The sequence below is a fragment of the Sorangium sp. So ce145 genome (assembly GCF_051525985.1).
GTDB lineage: Bacteria > Myxococcota_A > Polyangia > Polyangiales > Polyangiaceae > Sorangium > Sorangium cellulosum_B.
Map to the genome: position 1 here is coordinate 8082286 of NZ_CP150315.1, position 17507 is coordinate 8099792.

A 17507-nucleotide genomic window follows, 5' to 3' on the forward strand; every position below is an offset into this window, starting at 1 on the left:
ATCCCCCACCCCGCGCAGAGGACACCCTCTCCGGAGGCCTACCGCTGTCTTGGGGACAGGCGCCCCGGCTACAGGGCGCGGCGCATGAAGAGATCTTCTAGCGTCTCGCGGCGCGGCGCGACCTCGACGACCTGCGCGCCCGCCGCGAGCGACGCCCGCAGCGCCTCGCGCACGCGCGCCTCGCCCTCCACGTCGACCACCACGACGTCGCCCCGGCGCGTGGTCGCGAAGCCCTTCGCGACGAGATCGGCGAGGAGGCCTTCGCTCGCGCCCGCCAGCGTGACCTCGGTGCGCAGCACGTCGCCCCGCAGCAGCTGGCGGATCGCGCCGCTCACCACCACCTGGCCCTCGCGCAGGATCGCCACGCGATCGCACATCGCCTCGACGTCGCTCAGGATGTGCGTCGAGAAGAAGATCGTCCGGCCCTGGTCGCGCTCCGCGAAGATGAGATCGCGCACCTCCTTGCGGCCGACCGGATCGAGGCCGCTCATCGGCTCGTCGAGGATCAGCATCTCCGGATCGGCGACCAGCGCGGCCGCCAGCCCCGTGCGCTGCAGCATGCCCTTCGACAGCCGGCGCACCTGCCGATCCGCCGCGTACGCGATCTTCACCTGATCGAGCACCTCCATCGCCCGCCTGCGCAGCGCTGCGCCGCGCATCCCGGAGAGGCGGCCGCAGAGCTCCACGAACTCGCGCGGGGTGAGGTAGGGGTAGACATACGGGTTCTCCGGCAGAAAGCCGATCTTCCGGCGCGCCTCGGGCGACGGCACACGCGCGCCGAACAGGTACGCCTCGCCGCCGGTCGGGGCGATGAGGCCCGTCAGCATCTTGATCGTCGTCGTCTTGCCGGCCCCGTTCGGCCCGAGGAAGCCGAAGATCTCGCCGCGCCGTACGCCGAAGCTCACCCCCTTGACCGCCTCGACCGCCCTCCGGCGCAAGAAACCCACCCGGAACGTCTTCAGGAGGCCGCGGACGTCGATCAGCAGCTCGCCCTCCGGCGCCCCTTCCTCGACGGAGCTGGCCGGCGCGGCACCGTGGTCGCCCGGCTCGACGATGCGCTCGGCTGCGTTGCTCATGCGCCCTCCTCCCCCTCGGGGCTCTCGCCGGGCGCGCCGTCTCCCGGCCGCGCCCGGCCGCGCGCGTTGGCCGCGCTGTACTCGTGCAGCTTGTACTGGATCTTGCGCGGGCTGATCCCCAGGATCGTCGCCGCCTTCGAGGTCGAGCCCTTGCACGCCTCGAGCGTGCGCAGGATCGCGTAGCGCTCCAGGTCGTAGATGGTGCTCCCGGGGACGCGCGGCATCGCGTCGACGGACTCGGCCGGCTCGGACGACATCTGCGCCGGCAGGTGCCGGAGCTCGATGCGCGCGCCGTCGCAGAGCACCGCCGCCCGCTCGATCGCGTTCTCCAGCTCGCGCACGTTGCCGGGGAACGAGTAGGACGTCAGCGCCGACAGCGCCTCGTCGGTGAAGCCCTCGATGCGCTTGCCGTTCTCCTGCGCATAGCGGCCGAGGAAGAACGTCGCGAGCTCGGGGATGTCGCTCCGGCGCTCGCGGAGCGGCGGGATCTCCAGGGTGACGACGTTGAGCCGGTAATAGAGGTCCTCGCGGAACACCCCCTCGGCGATGCGCTGGCGCAGATCGCGGTTCGACGCGGCGAGGATCCGCACGTCGACCTTGAGCGTCTCGTTGCCGCCCACCCGCTCGAACGTCCGCTCCTGCAGGAAGCGCAGGAGCTTCACCTGCGTGGCCAGCGGGATCTCGCTCACCTCGTCCAGGAACAGGGTGCCGCCGCTCGCCTGCTCGAAGCGGCCCTCGCGGCGTCCGACGGCGCCGGTGAAGGCGCCGCGCTCGTGGCCGAACAGCTCGCTCTCGAGGAGCGACTCGCTCAGCGCGGCGCAGTTCAGCCGGACGAGCGGCGCCTTCGCCCGCGGGCTGGCGCGGTGGATCATCTCGGCGATGAGCTCCTTGCCCGTGCCCGTCTCGCCCACGATCAGCACGCTCGCGCGGCTCGGCGCCACCTGCTCGACCAGCCGGAGGACCTTCGCCATGCTCGGGTGGCTCGCGATCACGTGCCCGAACGCGTTGCGCTCGCGCAGCCGCTCGCGCAGCCGCGAGTTCTCCTGGAGGAGCCGCGCCCGCTCCACCGCGCGCTCGACCACGACAGCGAGCACCGAGAAATCGAGCGGCTTCGTCAGGTAGTTGTACGCGCCCTTCTTCACCGCCTCGACCGCGCTCGAGATGGTGCCGAACGCCGTCATCACGACGAAGGTCGCGTCCGGCAGCGCGAGCTGCGCCTTCTCCATCATCCGGATGCCGTCGAGCCCAGGCATCTTCAGATCGGTCAGGACCACGTCGGGCGCGAACTCCTCGAGCTTGCCGAGCGCCTTGAAGCCGTCGGCCGCGGTCTCGGTCGTGTACCCCTCCTCGCGGAGGATCTCCGAGAGCGCCGCGCGCGCGTTGGCCTCGTCGTCGACGATCAGGATGCGCCCGCGGGATGCCATGGTGATGGCTTTCCTAGCATGCGCGTCCGCGGAATTGGACGGCTGCTCGGCCCGGCCGAGCGGCGGCGGGGACCGCGGGCGCTCCGGTCGAGCACGTTTGCGACCGAGGCGCCGGCGCGGCGCCGTGCCTCGCGCAGAGAAGGCCGGACGGCTCGGCACCACCGCGCGGTGTGCCGTACTTATCGAGCCGTGCGGCGCGCCTGTCGCGGAGCTGCTGCCAGCGAAAACCGCTGTTTCACGCGCCGCCCAGAGTGATACAACGGGCCGCGCGCGAGGTCTCCACCGTCCCGATTGGCGGGCGTTTCCTTGTTCGACTTCGCGGGTGAGGCTCGATGCATACGCTTCGGAAGGTGTTTGCCGACAGGCCCCGGCGCGCTGCGCTCACGGCGCTGCCGCTCGTCGGCTCGCTCACGCTCGCGGGCGCTGCCGAGGCGCAGCAGCCGCAGCCGCCCTTCGGACCTCAGCCAATTCCAGGCCAGCCCGCGCAGCCGCCTTTCGGACCTCAGCCGATTCCAGGCCAGCCCGCGCAGCCGCCCGGCGCTTTCGGGCCCGAGCAACCTCCCGCGCAGCCCGGCCCCTTCGGGCCGCAGCCCGGCCCCTTCGGGCCGCAGCCCGGCCAGCCCGGCCCCTTCGGGCCTCAGCCCGGTCAGCCCGGCCCCTTCGGGCCTCAGCCGGGCTTTCCGGGCGACGCTCCGCCGCAGTTCGGGCCGCAGCCGGGCTTTCCGGGCGACGCTCCGCCGCAGTTCGGGCCGCAGCCGGGCCAACCGCCGCCGGACGGGAGCGTCTCTTTCGGCGCGCAGGCGTCGGTCGGTGATCAGGGCCTCCAGGCCAGCGCGAAGGCGCCGACATCCACCGCGTGGGACGAGGAGGAGCGGGCGCTCTCCCTCACCGCGCAGCCGAACCTGTGGGGCTCGACTGGCCTCCTCAGGACGTCGTACGCGGGCTCGGGCGCGCCGGGCACCTTCCGGGTGTCGTTCCTGCTCGACTGGTTCTCCACGAGCGGCTTCCTCTGTGATCCGGCGGAGTCGACGCTCGCCGGTCACCCGATCACGTGCGGTCCTGACGCGAAGGAGGACTCGGCGAGCCACGTCGGAGCGTTCTTCGCGCTGAACGCGACCCCCCTGCCCTTCCTCGAGGGGTACGCGTCGATCCGCACGTTCGCGAACGCGAACGACCAGGGTCGTCCGCGGCTGCTGCAGGTGCTCGGCGACACGACGTTCGGCGTGAAGGCGTTCACCCCCACGAAGATCGGCAAGCCGTTCTCCTTCGGCGGCGAGGCGCAGCTGCTCCTGCTCAACGGGACCGGCGAAGTCGGCCTCGCCGGCGGCGGCACGAGCGCGGTCTTCCGCGGGCTCGCGTCGCTCGATCTGCGCAAGCCGCAAGGCAAGGGGTTCCCGCTGCGGGTGAACGTGAACCTCGGCTACAAGCTCGACAACTCCGGCGTCCTCGTGGAGGAGGTCGAGAAGGCGCGCGCGAAGGCGTTCACGGACGATCGCGAGCGGCAGCCGATCTCGCGGGTCGAGCGGTTCGGGCTAGGCATCAACCGCGTCGACTTCTTCCAGACCCACCTCGGCGTCGAGGTGCCGCTGCCGAAGGTGCAGCCTTACCTCGAGTACACCCTCGACATCCCGGTGAACCGGCAGGGTTACGAGTGCCACACGAAGACCGTGTCGCGCGGCGACGTCTGCCTCGGGCTCGACGACTTCGCGTCTCCTGACCCGCAGAACCAGGGCGGACCGGGTTACGCCGCGGCGCCGTCGCGGCTGTCGCTCGGCGTGCGGGTGACGCCGTTCGAGAAGGCGTTCCGCGGGCTCTCCGGACACGCGGCGTTCGACCTCGGCCTGTCGGCGACCTCCGTGTTCATCGAGGAGGTCGCGCCTCAGGCGCCGTGGACGCTCTATCTCGGGATTGGCTATGCGTACGATACGAAGCAGAAGGAGCCGCCGCCGGCCCCCGCGCCGCAGATCATCAAGGAGCCGCCGCAGCTCGTGCCGGCGCCGCAGACCTTCGCGCGCGGCTTCGTGCACGAGCAGAACAAGCCCGACGCGGCGGTGGCGGACGCCATCGTGACGATCGAGGGCGCGGCTCAGCCGCCGTACGCGACAGGGCCGGACGGCCGCTTCCTCACACGGCACCTCGATCCGGGGACGTACACCTTCAACATCCGGGCGAACGGGTACAAGCCTGGCACCTGCCAGGCGACGATCCTCCCTGGCGGGGCAGCGCCTGGGCAGCCCGGCGCCTTCGGTCCGCAACTCGGACAGCCTGGGCCCTTCGGTCCGCAGCCGGGGCAGCCCGGCGCCTTCGGTCCGCAGCCGGGAGGGCCTGGGCCTTTCGGACCGCAGCCTGGGCAGCCCGGCGCCTTCGGTCCGCAGCCGGGAGGGCCTGGGCCCTTCGGCCCGCAGCCCGGGCAGCCCGGCGCCTTCGGTCCGCAACCCGGACAGCCTGGGCCCTTCGGCCCGCAGCCCGGGCAGCCCGGCGCCTTCGGTCCGCAACCCGGACAGCCTGGGCCTTTCGGTCCGCAGCCCGGGCAGCCCGGCGCCTTCGGTCCACAACCGGGACAGCCTGGGCCCTTCGGCCCGCAGCCTGGGCCTTTCGGTCCGCAGCCGGGAGGGCCTGGCGCTGCGCCGAGCCCGGCACAGCCGCAGGGGCCGACGTTCGTGGACGTCGACTGCTCCCTCGAGGCGCTGCCCAAGACGGGCAACATCGTCGGGACGGTGAAGGACGCGGAGAGCGGGGACGCGGTCGCTGGCGCGACGATCCGGCTGGTCGACGCCGCGGGCCGCGAGCAGACGGCGACGGCCGACGGCAGCGGCGCCTTCCGTTTCCCCGACCTGCCGGCCGGCGCGGTGACGCTCAAGGTCGAGGCGCAGGGCTACATGAACCACGTCAACCAGGCCGACGTCCGGACGAGCGAGGACACGCGCGCCGCCCTCACCGTGAACAAGCGGCCGAAGATCTCGCTCGTGAAGGTGCTGGGCAACGAGATCAAGATCTCGCGGCAGATCCACTTCGAGACCGACTCGGCGAAGATCCTCGGCGACTCGAACGCGCTGATGGAGGAGATCGCGGACGTGCTCCAGCGGAATCCGAACATCCGCAAGGTCGAGATCCAGGGGCACACCGACAACACGGGCGGGCGTGAGCACAACCAGACGCTCAGCGAGGCCCGGGCGAACGCGGTGCGCGCCTGGCTGATCCGGGCCGGCGTGGACGGCTCGCGGCTGCTCGCGAAGGGCTATGGACAGGATCGCCCCGTCGCGCCGAACGTCACGCCCGCAAACAAGGCCAAGAACAGGCGCGTTCAGTTCATCATCGTGGAGAAGTGAGCCTGGTCCGCCGCCGGGCGGGCCCCGCATCCGGCCGCGCCTCGCCGTCGCTTGTCGGCGCCGGGGCGCTGCGATAGGGCACGCGCATGATCAAGCAGGTCATCGCGACCGCGCTGGCGGTGGTGGCGGGTTGCGCGGCGCCCACCCCGGCGCCCGATGCCCGGCCAGCCGAGAGCGCCCGGCCCTCCTCGGTCGGCGCCGCGCCCACGGCGGCAGCAGCGACGCCAGGCGCCAGCGCGGCCGAGGTGGCGTCAGCGCCTCGGCCCGAGGACGCAAGCGCGCCGGAGCCGCCGCAGGACGGGGGCGATCGCGCGGCCGCCGAGGCGCCCGCGGCCGACGCGCCGCCCGGCCCGGGAGCGGAGCCCACCGCAAGCGCCGACGCGAGCGCCGCGACCTCCGCCCGCGCGGACAACAAGATCCTGCCGGCGCTCGAGAGCGAGGAGCTCACGGCGCGAGCCAGGGCGTTGTTCGACGCCATCGTGAAGAAGGAGCCGGCGCTGGCCGAGCCCTTCTGGTTCCCCAAGGAGCCGTTCATCCCGCTCAAGGACGTGAAGGACCCCGGCAAGTACTGGGACAACCTCCACGCCGCTTACGTGAACGACGTGAAGGCGATGCATCGGAAGCGCAAGAGCTGGGAGGGGGCGCGGTTCGTCGGCTTCGTGGTGGGCTCCAGGCCGAAGTGGGTGCCTCCGGGGGACGAGGTCAACAAGATCGGCTATTACCGCTCCTTTCACGGCAAGCTGAAGTACGAGATCGACGGGAAGCCGGCGAGCCTGGACGTCCACACGATCATCTCGTGGCAGGGCCGCTGGTACATCACGCACCTCGGCGACTTCAAGAAGCGCTAGGCGTCCGCGCCCGTTCTTGTGGACGCTGCGCGGGCGCGCCGCCATGGTCTCCGCGTGGCGCCGCTCGTCTCCGTCTTGCTCCCGTACCGGCAGGCGGAAGCGACGATCGAGGAGGCGCTGGAGAGCGTGCTCGCAGAGCGCGCGGTCGACCTGGAGGTGGTCGCCGTGGACGACGGCTCGACGGACGGCGGCCCAGCCAGGGTCGCGCGCATCGCGCAGCGCGATCGCCGCGTCCTGCAGGTCGCGACGGGCGGCGTGGGGATCGCACGGGCGCTCTCGCGGGCGGCGGAGGCGGCGCGCGGCGAGCTCCTCGCCCGCATGGACGGCGACGACATCTCGGTCGGCGAGCGGCTCGCGCGACAAGCGGAGACGCTCCTCCGGGATCCGCGGCTCGACGTCGTCGGAGCCCGCGTCGAGGCGTTCGCCGCCGGGCCGATCGGCGAGGGCATGCTGCGCTACGTCGACTGGCTGAACTCGATCCTCACCCCGGAGGACCACGCGCGCGAGATGTTCGTGGAGTCCCCGCTGTGCCACCCGTCGGTGATGCTGAGGCGGAGCGCGCTGGAGCAGGTGGGCGGGTTCCGGGAGGTCCCGTGGGCCGAGGACTACGATCTGTGGCTGCGCCTCGACGCCGCGGGCGCGCGGATGGCGAAGCTCCCGGAGCTCGGCCTGCGCTGGCGGCACCGCGAAGGGCGCGCCACCTTCGCCGATCCGCGGTATGCGATCGCGAGGTTCCTCGAGGCCAAGGCGCACTACCTCGCGAGGAAGCTCGGCCCAGCGCGCCCGGTGGCCGTGTGGGGCGCGGGGAAGACGGGCCGGCGGCTGGCGAGGGCGCTCGCCCGGAACGGCGTGGCGCCCGCGCGGTTCGTGGACATCGATCCGCGAAAGATCGGCCGGATCGCGCAGGGCGCACCGATCGTCGACCCGTCGCGGCTGGAGCGCGGCGCAGAGACCCTCGTCGTCGCCGTGGGGGCGCGCGGGGCGCGCGCGCTCATCCGCGGCCACCTCGCGGCGCGCGGCTTCGTCGAGGGCTCCGACTACGTGTGCGCCTCCTGAGCGCGCGGCGGGCGACGCTTTGCAACCGCGCGCTCTTTTGGGAGGATTGGATCCCACAGCGATGCGGGTCCCGGTGCTCACGAGCAAGCTCGACTTCCCTCCGCCAGAGCGCGCGACCCCGGAGGGGATCGTGGCCGTGGGCGGCGAGGCCTCGCCGGAGCGGCTGCTGGCCGGCTACCGGCGGGGCATCTTCCCCTGGCCTCACGAGGGGCTGCCGCTGCTCTGGTTCTCCCCGGATCCGCGCTTCGTCCTGCCGCCGCGCGAGGCGCACGTCCCGCACTCGCTGCGCAAGCGGGTGCGCCGGGGCGAGATCGAGGTGCGGGCCGACACGGCGTTCGAGCGGGTCATGCAGGCCTGCAGCGCCGCGCCGCGCCCTGGGCAGAACGGCACGTGGATCACCGAGGAGCTCATCGCCGGCTACACGGCGCTGCACGCCGCCGGGGTCGCGCACAGCATCGAGGCGTGGTCGAACGGCGAGCTCGTCGGCGGCCTCTACGGCGTGTCGCTGGGGCGGATGTTCTTCGGCGAGTCGATGTTCGCACGCGCGCCCGACGCCTCGAAGGTCGCGTTCGCGACGCTCCTCGGGAACCTCGTCGCCTGGGACTTCGCGCTGGTGGACTGCCAGGTGTACACGGAGCACCTGGAGCGATTCGGCGCCGTGGAGTGGCCGCGGCGCGAGTTCCTCGGCGCGCTGAAGGTGGCGCTCGACGCCCCGACGAGGTTGGGACCGTGGCGCTTCGACCTCGAGCCCGCGCAGGCGATCGAGCGGCTCATCTCGCGTTGATCGCGCCCGAGCTTCGGCCACGCACCGCTCGACCCCGCGCTAGGAGCGCTCGCCCGAGCCGTCCTTGATCTCCCGGAGCAGCTCTTCGATCCGCCGCTCGGCGTCCGGCCCCTCGTCGTAAAAGAAGCGCAGCGTCGGCACCACGCGCAGCCCCATCGTGCGGGCGACGTCCCTGCGCAGCCGGCCCGACGCCGCCTCCAGCCCCTTGAGCAGGGCGCGGCGCGCCGCGGCGTCCTCCGCGCCGAACTCGTGGCGCACGTGGACCTTCGCGCTCTGCAGGTCGTCGGTGATCTCCACGCGCGACACGAGCACGCCGGCGATCCGCGGGTCACGCAGATCCCGGAGCAGGTTGGACAGGTCCTCACGGAGCCGCTCGGCGACCCGCGTCGCCCGCTTCACCACGCCGCTCATTCGTCGTCCTCTGCGTCCTCGACCATGTCCGAGGACGCTCCCAGATCTCCATCGTCACGGCCGAGCGCCTGCTCGATGCCGCCCTGCACCCCAGCGCCTCCATCGCCGAACGGCACGATCTCGGTCGCCCGATCCGTGAGGACGGCGTGCGGCAGCGACCCCGCCATCGCGGCCACGTCCGCGAGGACCTTGTCGCACATGACCGCCGAGTTCGAGACGACCGCAACGCCGAGCGTCGCCCGCCTCGGATCGTCGAGCACGCCGACCTCGGCGATCGACACGCGCATCCGGCTCTGCGCCCGCTCCTTCAAGGAGCGCACCACGCTGCGCTTGTCCTTGAGGGAGCGGGCCCCGACGATATCGAGACGGAGACGGAGTACACCCACGAACATCGGATGAGGCTCAGAGCTTCGTCTTGACCTCTTCGATCTCGAAGCTCTCGATGATGTCGCGCTCCTTGATGTCCGAGTAGCCATCGAGCGAGATGCCGCACTCGAACCCCTCGACCACCTCTTTCACGTCATCCTTGAACCGGCGCAGCCCCGACAGGCGACCCGTCCAGACCACGGCGTTGTCCCGGATGAGGCGCGCCTCGCCGGTGCGCTTGACCGAGCCGCTGATGGCCATGCAGCCGGCGACCGTGCCCGCCTTCGTGATCTTGAAGACCTGGCGGACCTCGGCGCGGCCGAGGACCTTCTCCACCTTGGTCGCGGGGAGGAGCCCCTCCATCGCGCTTCGGATGTCGTCGACGGCGTTGTAGATGATGTTGTAGAGCCGGATCTCGACGCCCTCGTTCTCCGCGAGAGCGCCCGCCTTGCCGGCCGGCCGGACGTTGAAGCCGACGATGATCGCCTTCGACGCGACCGCCAGGTTGACGTCGCCCTCGGTGATGCCACCGACGGCGCCGTTCACGATCGTGACCTTCACCTTCTCGGTCGAGAGCTTCGCCAGCGCGTGGGTGATCGCCTCGACCGAGCCCTGCACGTCGCCCTTGATGATCAGCTTGAGCTCGAGCTGATCGGCCTCCTGCAGGTTCTTCGTGATGGACTCGAGCGAGACGCGCGAGTCCTGCGGGATCAGCGTCTTCGACGCCTTCTTGCGCCGGGTCTCGGCGATCTCCTCCGCGGTCTTCCCGTCCTTGACGGCGTGGACGGGATCCCCCGCGCTCGGCACCTCGTTGAGGCCGAGGACCTCGACGGGCGTCGCGGGGCCGGCCTCGGCGACGGAGCGCCCGAGCTCGTCGGTCATCGCCCGGACCTTGCCCCACGCGGCGCCGGCCAGGAGGATGTCGCCCGTGCGGAGCGTGCCGTCCTGGACCATGACGCGCGCGACCGGGCCGCGGCCGCGATCGAGCAGCGCCTCGATGACGGTGCCGCTGGCGCGCTTCTTCGGGTTGGCGCGGAGGTCCTGGACCTCGGCGAGCAGCAGGACCGACTCGAGGAGCTGGTCGATGCCCTGCCCCATCTTCGCCGACACGGCGCAGAACATCGTCTCGCCGCCCCACTCCTCGGGCTGGAGCCCGAGGGCCGCGAGGTCGCGCTTGATCTTGTCCGCGTCGGCGCCGGGCTTGTCGATCTTGTTCACCGCGACGATGATCGGCACCTTCGCGGCCTGGGCGTGCGAGATCGCCTCCTTGGTCTGAGGCATCACGCCGTCGTCGGCCGCGACCACCAGGATCACGATGTCGGTGAGCGAGGCGCCGCGGGCGCGCATCGCCGTGAACGCCTCGTGGCCCGGCGTGTCGAGGAACGCGATCGTGCCGCGCGGCGTCTCGACGCGGTAAGCGCCGATGTGCTGGGTGATCCCGCCGGCCTCTCCCTCGGCGACCGTGGCCTTCCTGATCCTGTCGAGGAGCGAGGTCTTGCCGTGGTCGACGTGGCCCATGACGGTGACGATCGGCGGCCGGATCTCGACGTCCTCATCGGTGTCGGCCCCGGCCTGCATGGCCGCGGTCAGCGTGTCCTGCTCGCTGACGGCCACGTCCTCGACGCTCCAGCCGAACTCGCTCGCGAGGATCTTCGCGGTCTCGGCGTCGAGCGTGCTGTTGATGTTCACGCCCGTCATGCCCATCGACAGGAGGCGCATGAGCACGTCCGTCGCCTTCAGGCTCATCTTCGCGGCGAGCTGCTGAAGCGTGACCTGCTCCTCGATCTTGATGACCTTCTTGTGCGAGGCCATCTCCTGCGTGGAGACCTGGACCGGCTTGCGCGGGAGACCACCACCGCCTCCCGGGCGCTGACGCCCGAACGTCCCCGGGCGGGTGTTCCGGCCGCCCATGGGCCGGCCGCCGGGACCGAAGCTGGGACCCCCCGGGCGCGGCTGCTGGGCGTTGGCGCGCGGATCGTAGGTCGTGCGCCGCGCCGGCGGCGTGCTGGTGCGGGCAGCCGGCATCGTGACGCCGGGGCGCCCCTGCCATACCTCGATGCCGGTCTTTGGCGGCGAGGACGGGCGGCGCGGCGCCTGTCCCGGCGTGCCGGCCGGCTCTTCCGGCTTGGCCGCGGGCGCCGGCGCGGGCGGCGTGGTCGGCCGAGCGCCCGGGCGGGCGGAGGCCGAAGCTGCAGGCCGCTGCGGCGCGGGCGGCGGCGACGTCGGACGCGACGCCCCCTGCGCGGGAGCAGGCACCGAGGGCGCGGCTTGCGGTCGGGCCGGCGCCTGCGCCGCGGCTGCTGCGGGAGCAGCGGCTGCTGCGGCAGGCGCTGCGGGAGCAGCCGCTGCGGGCGCAGGCGCTGCGGCTGTGGCAGGCGCCGCTGCTGCGGGCGCTGCGGCAGGAGCAGGGATCGGCGCGGGCGCAGCCGCCGGCGCGGCGGCTGCTGCAGGCGCCTCGGGCGCGGCCGCGACGGGGGCGGGCGCCGGCGCGGCGGCGGTGGCAGGCGGCGCCGCGACAGGCGGCGCAGGCTTCGGCTCGGGCGAGGTCACCTTCGTCTCCTCCGCGGCCGCGGACGCCGCGGCAGGCGCGGTTGCTGCGGGAGCGGGAGCCGCCGGGGGAGGCGGCGCTGGGGGCGCAGCCGCAACAGGCGGCATCGCCGGGGCAGGCGCAGTGGGCGCGGGTGCGGGAGCAAGCTCGCGCGGGCTCGCGGCGACGACCGGCTCGGCGGCCGGCGCCGAGGGCGCTGCGACGGGAGCGGCGGGCGGCGGAGCGGGGCGACGGGGCGGCGCTTCTTCCTGAGCGGCGCGCTCGGGCGGCGGCGAAGCCGGAGCGGACACAGCCGCAGGCCGAGAAGGCGCAGGCTCCGGAGCAGCGCGAACGGGCGCCTCCAGGTCGGGCCCGCGTCCCGGCGAGGACGGCTCGGGCTCGGCGCCGGGCCGGGCGCGGCGCTTCACGACCGTGGGGCGGATCCTCTCCTCCACCACCTCAGGCGACTTCTGCCGCTCGAGGTGCCGCTTCACCCGCTCGACGACGTCGGACTCGACGGCGCTCATGTGATTGCGCACGTCGCCTATACCCATGGACTGGAAGAGCGCGACCAGCGTCTTCTGGTCCATGTTCAGCTGCTTGGCGACCTCGTAGACCCGGACTTTGCTCATGCACCTCGCTCCACGTTAACCAATCCGCCTCACCCATCCGCGCGGGCGACGATTTGCGGCCACTCTGTCCACCGTCGAGGCGCGTCCGGTAGGACCGGACACCGCCGCCCTGCCCCCGACCGCGCCGCCTCCCCCCGTGCCCGGCGCAGTAGCAAGAAGCCGACCGGACCCACTCGCCGTCACCGGCCGCTCCTCGCGGCTGGTAAGCGCGCCCTCCAGGCCGCCGGGTCTTCCCCCGACCTCCTCGGACACCGAGAGAACCCCGGCCCCGGGGTTCTCGCGCTCCACGCCCGACGTCCCCGGCCCGCGGCGACGCGAGAGGCCAGCATGGCCAGGCGGCGCCTTCCGTTGCTCGGGGCTGCCGCCCTCCTCTGATCGGGCGGCCGCGCTGCGCGAAGGCCGCCCCCTGCGACCGGCACGGCTGCGCCCGCCCTCCGCGGCGTCCTCGCCCCGCTCGACGCGCGCGCACGTGTCCACGACGTGCGCTGCGTTCGCGACGGCAGCGGCGATCGACGCCGATGAGATCGCCATCACGGCAACGCCGCGCTCGCGCGGGCCGCCCGCCAGGGCGCCGAGCCCCTGCTCGCTGCCCCACGCGACGGCGCGCCCTTCGGCGACGGCGCGCCTGACCTCCGGCAGATCCGCGCCTGCCGCCGCGTCGCACGCGACCAGGACGAGCGCGGCCTCGCCCCGCACGCACGACCTCACGACCGCGTCGGCGCCGATCGCCACGCTCTGGGAGCGGACGGCGGCCCGGAGGAGCCCCTGGAGCCGGCGCTCGGTAGCCTCTCGGATCGCCCGCGCCAGCGAGACGGTCGTGAGCGATTCGACGCGCTGCGTGGCCTGATCGCCGGCGCCCTCGGCGCCTCCTCCAGCGGCCCCCACGATCGCGTGGACACGTCCCTTCGCGGCGCGGGCGAGCCCCCGGGCGACCGCCGCCGAGAGGCAGTCCTTCTGCGGGTGGACGTGCGCGCCCCGCCCGAACCCGCCGTCGCCGGGATCGACCGCGATCACACCGCCAGGACCAAGGATGAGCCGGACGAGCGGACGGGCGCCGCGGACGTCGTCGACGCCGACGCGCTCCCCGCAGCCGACGCACGTGCGCACTCGCCCCTTCTCGAAGGGCTCGCGCTCACCCGCGTCGCTCTGCCTGCTCACCGCTGATCCCATCCTCGGTCCTCTGCCTCCCCCGCAGCCTACGCGTGCCTCGCCTCTGCGGCCCGACGAACGTCCGCCCGCGCCGCATCGAGCACCTTCTGCTCGCTTTCAACGAAATCCCGCGCCCCCTGCTTGATGGCGCGCGCCTTCTTGATGCCGAGGCCGGTGCGGATCGCCAGCCGATCCTCGTCCTCCCGCAGCACGTCCTCGACGCTGCGGTACCCGGCCTCCTCGAGCAACACCACCGTCCGATCGCCGACGCCACGGATGAACATCAGCCGCTCGCGGTCGGTGAGCGGCTCGGTGCGCGAGCTCGCGGAGCGGATGCGCTCCTGCCGCAGCCGCTCCATCGTCGTGTCCGCCTGCGACTTGATGCGATCGGCGGCCTCGACGCCGCCGAGACCCGGGATGGCCGCGAGCTCCTCGACCGAGGCCTCGCTGACCTCCTCGAGCGCGCGGAAGCCGAGCCGGTACATGGACTTGGCGATCTGCTCCGTCACCACGTCCATCTGCTGGAGGGCGGAGATCGCCTCTTCCTCCATCTGCTTGAACTTGGTCTCGCTGATGATGTCGAGCTTCCAGTTCGTCAGCTGCGCGGCGAGCCGCACGTTCTGGCCCTTGCGCCCGATCGCGAGCGACAGCTTCTCGTCCGGGACCACGAGCTCCATGCGCCCGTCGGCCTCGTCGACGATCACCTTGTGCACCTCGGCCGGCTGGATCGCGGCGATGACGTAGCGCGCCGGATCCCGATCGAACGGCACGATGTCGATCTTCTCGCCGCGGAGCTCCTGGACGACCGCCTGCACGCGCGAGCCCTTCATGCCCACGCACGCGCCCACCGGGTCGACGTCCGCGTCGCGGCTGGTCACCGCGATCTTCGAGCGGGCGCCCGGCTCCCGGGCGACCGACACGATCCGCACGATGCCCTCGTAGATCTCGGGGACCTCGGCCTCGAAGAGCTTCTCGACGAGCCGGGGATCGGAGCGAGAGAGGATGACCTGCGGGCCGCGGGCCTCGCGATCGATGTCCTTCACGTACGCCACGATGCGGTCCCCGGGCCGGTACGTCTCGCGCGGCGTCTGCTCGCGGAACGTGAGCACGCCCTCGGTGCGGCCGATGTCGACGATGATGTTGTTGCCCTTCTCGAACCGCCGCACGATGCCGCGGATGAGCTCGCCCTTGCGATCCTTGTACTCGTTGAAGATGAGATCGCGCTCGGCGTCGCGCACGCGCTGCAGCAGGACCTGCTTCGCCGTCTGCGCGGCGATGCGTCCGAAGGTCGTGCGGCCGTGCTTGAGCTTCAGGATGTCGCCGTATTCCTTGTCCTGATCGCGCGCCTTCTCCGCGTCCTCGGGCCGCCAGAAGACCTGGAAGCCGAGCTCCTCGCCCAGCGTCGCGTCCAGCTTCAGCTTGTCCACGTCAGTGATGGAGATCTCGCGCTCCGGCTCCGTCACGGCCTCGACCACGGTCATGTACTGGAAGAGGTCGATCTGCCCGGTGTCCTCGTTGAAGCGCGCCTCGAGCTCGCGGGTGGGGCCGAAGACGCTCTGCGCGGCCTTCAAGATCGCGGCCTCGATCGTCTCGACGAGGATCTTCTTGTCGATCCCCTTCTCCTTCGCGACCTGATCGAGGATGCTGCCGAGGCTCGTCTCCGAGGTCGGCATCGCTGCCATCGTTGCCATGACGTCCCTGTCTCCTGATCTTTCTTCTCTCTACTTGCGCTTCTCGGAGCCGCGCTCGCTCCGCTTTGAGCCCGACCGCGGAGCCGCCTCCGCGAGCTGCTTCTTCTGTCCCGACTCCTTAGCCGGCTCCTTGCCCTGCCGCTGCCCCTTCTTGGGCTGCGCCGTGAGCTCGAAGACGAGGCGCGCCTCCGCGACATCCGCGAACGGAACCGCGATCCGCTTGCCGTCGACCAGCACCGCGACCTGCCCCTCCGGAGCCTCGAGGAGCTCGCCCCGGAGCAACCGCTGACCGTCCGGCGCGGGGCGCGCCAGCTTTACCTTCGCTGTCCTGCCGAGGAAACGAGCGAACTCGGCCGCTGTACGCAGCCGCCGGTCGAGGCCAGGCGAGCTGACCTCGAGGTTGTAATGGTTGGGTATGAGATCCTCGACGTCGAGGAGCGATGAGACGTCGCGCGACACGTCCGCGCAGTCCTCGAGCGTGACCCCGCCGCCCGCGTCGTCCGCGTTCTCGCGCTCGATCGTGAACCGCAGCGTCCAGCCCGCCCGCTCCGTGATCCACTCCAGATCGACGAGCGTGACCCCATGCGAGGCCAGCACCGGCGCGACGGCGTCGCGAACACGCCCGAGATCGAACACGGCTCTGGTCGAAGGCTCCATGGGTTGCTGCATGTGAGAGACGTCACTTTCGGCGGATCCGGGTCCTCCCAGCGCGATCGGCCCCGAGCGAGGGCGCCCGGTGCCTCTGCGCCAAAAAAAAAGAGCCGATTCCCCGAACTGGGAACCCGGCTCGCGGATCCGCCTAGTTGTCGGCGGACAACCTAGTCGAATGCGGGCCTTCATGCAAGGGGGGATACGGGCAAACCGCCCCTGCACGGCCGGAGATCTCCCGCCGGTTCCTCCTCGCGTCCTCGCGTCCTCGCGTCCTTGCGACCGCGCGACGGCCAGGGGCGCGTCAGCGCTGGAGCGCTGCCCGCCGCGCGGCGGGCACGCGACGCGCCCGCCGGGTCCGCCAGCGTTATGCCAGATTCGGCAGCGCGACGATATCGACGTGCAGGACCTCCTCGAACGCCGCGATTTCCTTCAGACAGGCCTCGCTCGGCCGGCCGGAGACGCGCATCTTCGTGCAGGTCGCAGTGGCCCCCTCGAAGACGGTGTTTGAAATCTCCTCGATGTTGATCCCGTGGCGTTTCATGACGCTGAGGGTGTTCGCGAGGACGCCGACCTTGTCCATCATCCGGACGACGACCGCGTAGCGGGCGGGCGACGTGGCGCAGATGTTGACCACGTTGGGCAGCTCCTCCTCCGTCATGAAGGCACGGATGATCCGGGCCGTCTCGAGGGCGACCGCGCGCTGGGCCTGCTCCGTCTGCGCGCCGACGTGCGGGGTGCCGTAGACGAGCCCTCGCGCGAGGAGGTGCGACTCGAACGGCGCCGAGCTCTTGTCAGGCTCGGTGGCGAACACGTCAAGGCCGACCCGCAGCCCCTTGCGCGGGATGAGCTCCTCGAGCGCGGCGTAGTCCATCACCTCGGGGCGCGCGGCGTTCACGACGATGGCGCCGTCGGGGAGCGCCTCGAGGACGCTCCGGCTGACGATACCGCGCGTCTGCGGGGTGGCCGTCAGGTGGACGGTGAAGATGTCAGAGCGGGCAGCCAGATCCTCCAAGGTCCGCGCATAGCTGACGTCCAGCTTGGCGGCGCGGCCCGGCGTCAACGAGCGCGACCAGGCGTGCGGCTCGAGCCCGAACGCGCGGGCGCGCAGGAGCACCTCACGGCCGATCGCGCCGAGCCCCGCGATCCCGATCCGCCGACCGAACAGGCCACGGGCCACCGAGTACTTCGCCTTCTCCCAGCGGCCGGCCCGGAGCTCCGACGTCGCATCGACCAGGCGGCGGTCCAGCGCGAGGATGAACGCCATCGTCAGCTCTGCTACCGCGGTCGCGTTCTTGCCGGGACAGTTCGCCACGTAGATGCCGCGCGCGCTCGCGGCCGCGACGTCGATCGTCCCCACGCCGACCCCTGCCCTCACGATCAGGTTGAGCTGCCGCCCGGACGCGATCGCCTTCGCCGTGACCTCCGTGGAACGAACGACGAGAATGCCGATCCCGTCGAGGGCCGCTGGCAGCGTGTCCCTGGTGAGCTCCGGCCGGGACTCGATCTCGATCCCGAGCACCTTGAGCTCTTCCAGAGCCGAGAGGTCCATTTTGTCGGCTACTA

At 72.0% G+C, this 17507-nt stretch carries 13 protein-coding genes; 4 read left to right on the forward strand and 9 right to left on the reverse strand.

Going from position 1 to position 17507, the window contains the following annotated elements; all coding sequences use genetic code 11:
* Positions 1–68 precede the first annotated feature (68 nt).
* Both WMF34_RS29800 and WMF34_RS29805 read right to left on the reverse strand, forming a co-directional pair.
* Positions 69–1076, reverse strand: a complete 1008-nt coding sequence (locus WMF34_RS29800; RefSeq protein WP_437989923.1) for an ABC transporter ATP-binding protein — start codon at positions 1074–1076, stop codon at positions 69–71.
* Positions 1073–2500, reverse strand: a complete 1428-nt coding sequence (locus WMF34_RS29805) for a sigma-54-dependent transcriptional regulator (protein ID WP_012238419.1) — start codon at positions 2498–2500, stop codon at positions 1073–1075. The genes WMF34_RS29800 and WMF34_RS29805 overlap by 4 nt, the downstream gene beginning before the upstream one ends.
* Positions 2501–2832: 332 nt before the next feature.
* On the opposite strand from WMF34_RS29805, the gene WMF34_RS29810 reads away from it, so the two are divergent.
* From WMF34_RS29810 to aat, 4 genes are all read left to right on the forward strand, one after another.
* Positions 2833–5829 carry a carboxypeptidase regulatory-like domain-containing protein gene (locus WMF34_RS29810; protein WP_437989924.1) on the forward strand — a complete coding sequence of 999 codons (2997 nt, stop codon included), beginning with the start codon at positions 2833–2835 and terminating at the stop codon, positions 5827–5829.
* An 86-nt stretch (positions 5830–5915) separates the two neighbouring features.
* Positions 5916–6677 carry a hypothetical protein gene (locus tag WMF34_RS29815; RefSeq protein WP_437989925.1) on the forward strand — a complete coding sequence of 254 codons (762 nt, stop codon included), beginning with the start codon at positions 5916–5918 and terminating at the stop codon, positions 6675–6677.
* Positions 6678–6731: 54 nt separating this feature from the next.
* Complete coding sequence (locus tag WMF34_RS29820) at positions 6732–7733, forward strand: glycosyltransferase (protein ID WP_437989926.1); 1002 nt, start codon at positions 6732–6734, stop codon at positions 7731–7733.
* 61 nt (positions 7734–7794) lie between these two features.
* On the forward strand, positions 7795–8517 hold the full coding sequence (gene aat / locus WMF34_RS29825) for a leucyl/phenylalanyl-tRNA--protein transferase (protein ID WP_044966117.1): 723 nt from the start codon (positions 7795–7797) through the stop codon (positions 8515–8517).
* 39 nt (positions 8518–8556) lie between these two features.
* On the opposite strand, the gene rbfA is transcribed toward aat, so the two are convergent.
* The 7 genes from rbfA to WMF34_RS29860 form a co-directional block, all read right to left on the reverse strand.
* The gene (gene rbfA, locus WMF34_RS29830) at positions 8557–8928 is read right to left on the reverse strand and encodes a 30S ribosome-binding factor RbfA (RefSeq protein ID WP_272094721.1); all 372 of its coding nucleotides are present in this window, start codon (positions 8926–8928) and stop codon (positions 8557–8559) included.
* A complete protein-coding gene (locus WMF34_RS29835; protein ID WP_012238425.1) occupies positions 8925–9320 on the reverse strand; it encodes a DUF503 domain-containing protein in 396 nt (131 codons plus the stop codon). Before WMF34_RS29835 ends, rbfA begins: the two co-directional genes overlap by 4 nt.
* 10 nt (positions 9321–9330) lie before the next feature.
* A complete protein-coding gene (infB, locus tag WMF34_RS29840; protein ID WP_044966120.1) occupies positions 9331–12453 on the reverse strand; it encodes a translation initiation factor IF-2 in 3123 nt (1040 codons plus the stop codon).
* A 15-nt stretch (positions 12454–12468) separates the two neighbouring features.
* Complete coding sequence (locus WMF34_RS29845; RefSeq protein WP_049876409.1) at positions 12469–13611, reverse strand: YlxR family protein; 1143 nt, start codon at positions 13609–13611, stop codon at positions 12469–12471.
* A 38-nt stretch (positions 13612–13649) separates the two neighbouring features.
* Positions 13650–15293 (reverse strand): transcription termination factor NusA, encoded by a 1644-nt coding sequence (gene nusA / locus WMF34_RS29850; protein WP_012238428.1) that lies wholly within the window; start codon positions 15291–15293, stop codon positions 13650–13652.
* A gap of 30 nt (positions 15294–15323) precedes the next feature.
* The gene (gene rimP / locus WMF34_RS29855) at positions 15324–15950 is read right to left on the reverse strand and encodes a ribosome maturation factor RimP (protein WP_437989927.1); all 627 of its coding nucleotides are present in this window, start codon (positions 15948–15950) and stop codon (positions 15324–15326) included.
* A 358-nt stretch (positions 15951–16308) separates the two neighbouring features.
* A complete protein-coding gene (locus WMF34_RS29860) occupies positions 16309–17493 on the reverse strand; it encodes a phosphoglycerate dehydrogenase (protein WP_157906991.1) in 1185 nt (394 codons plus the stop codon).
* Positions 17494–17507 lie beyond the last annotated feature (14 nt).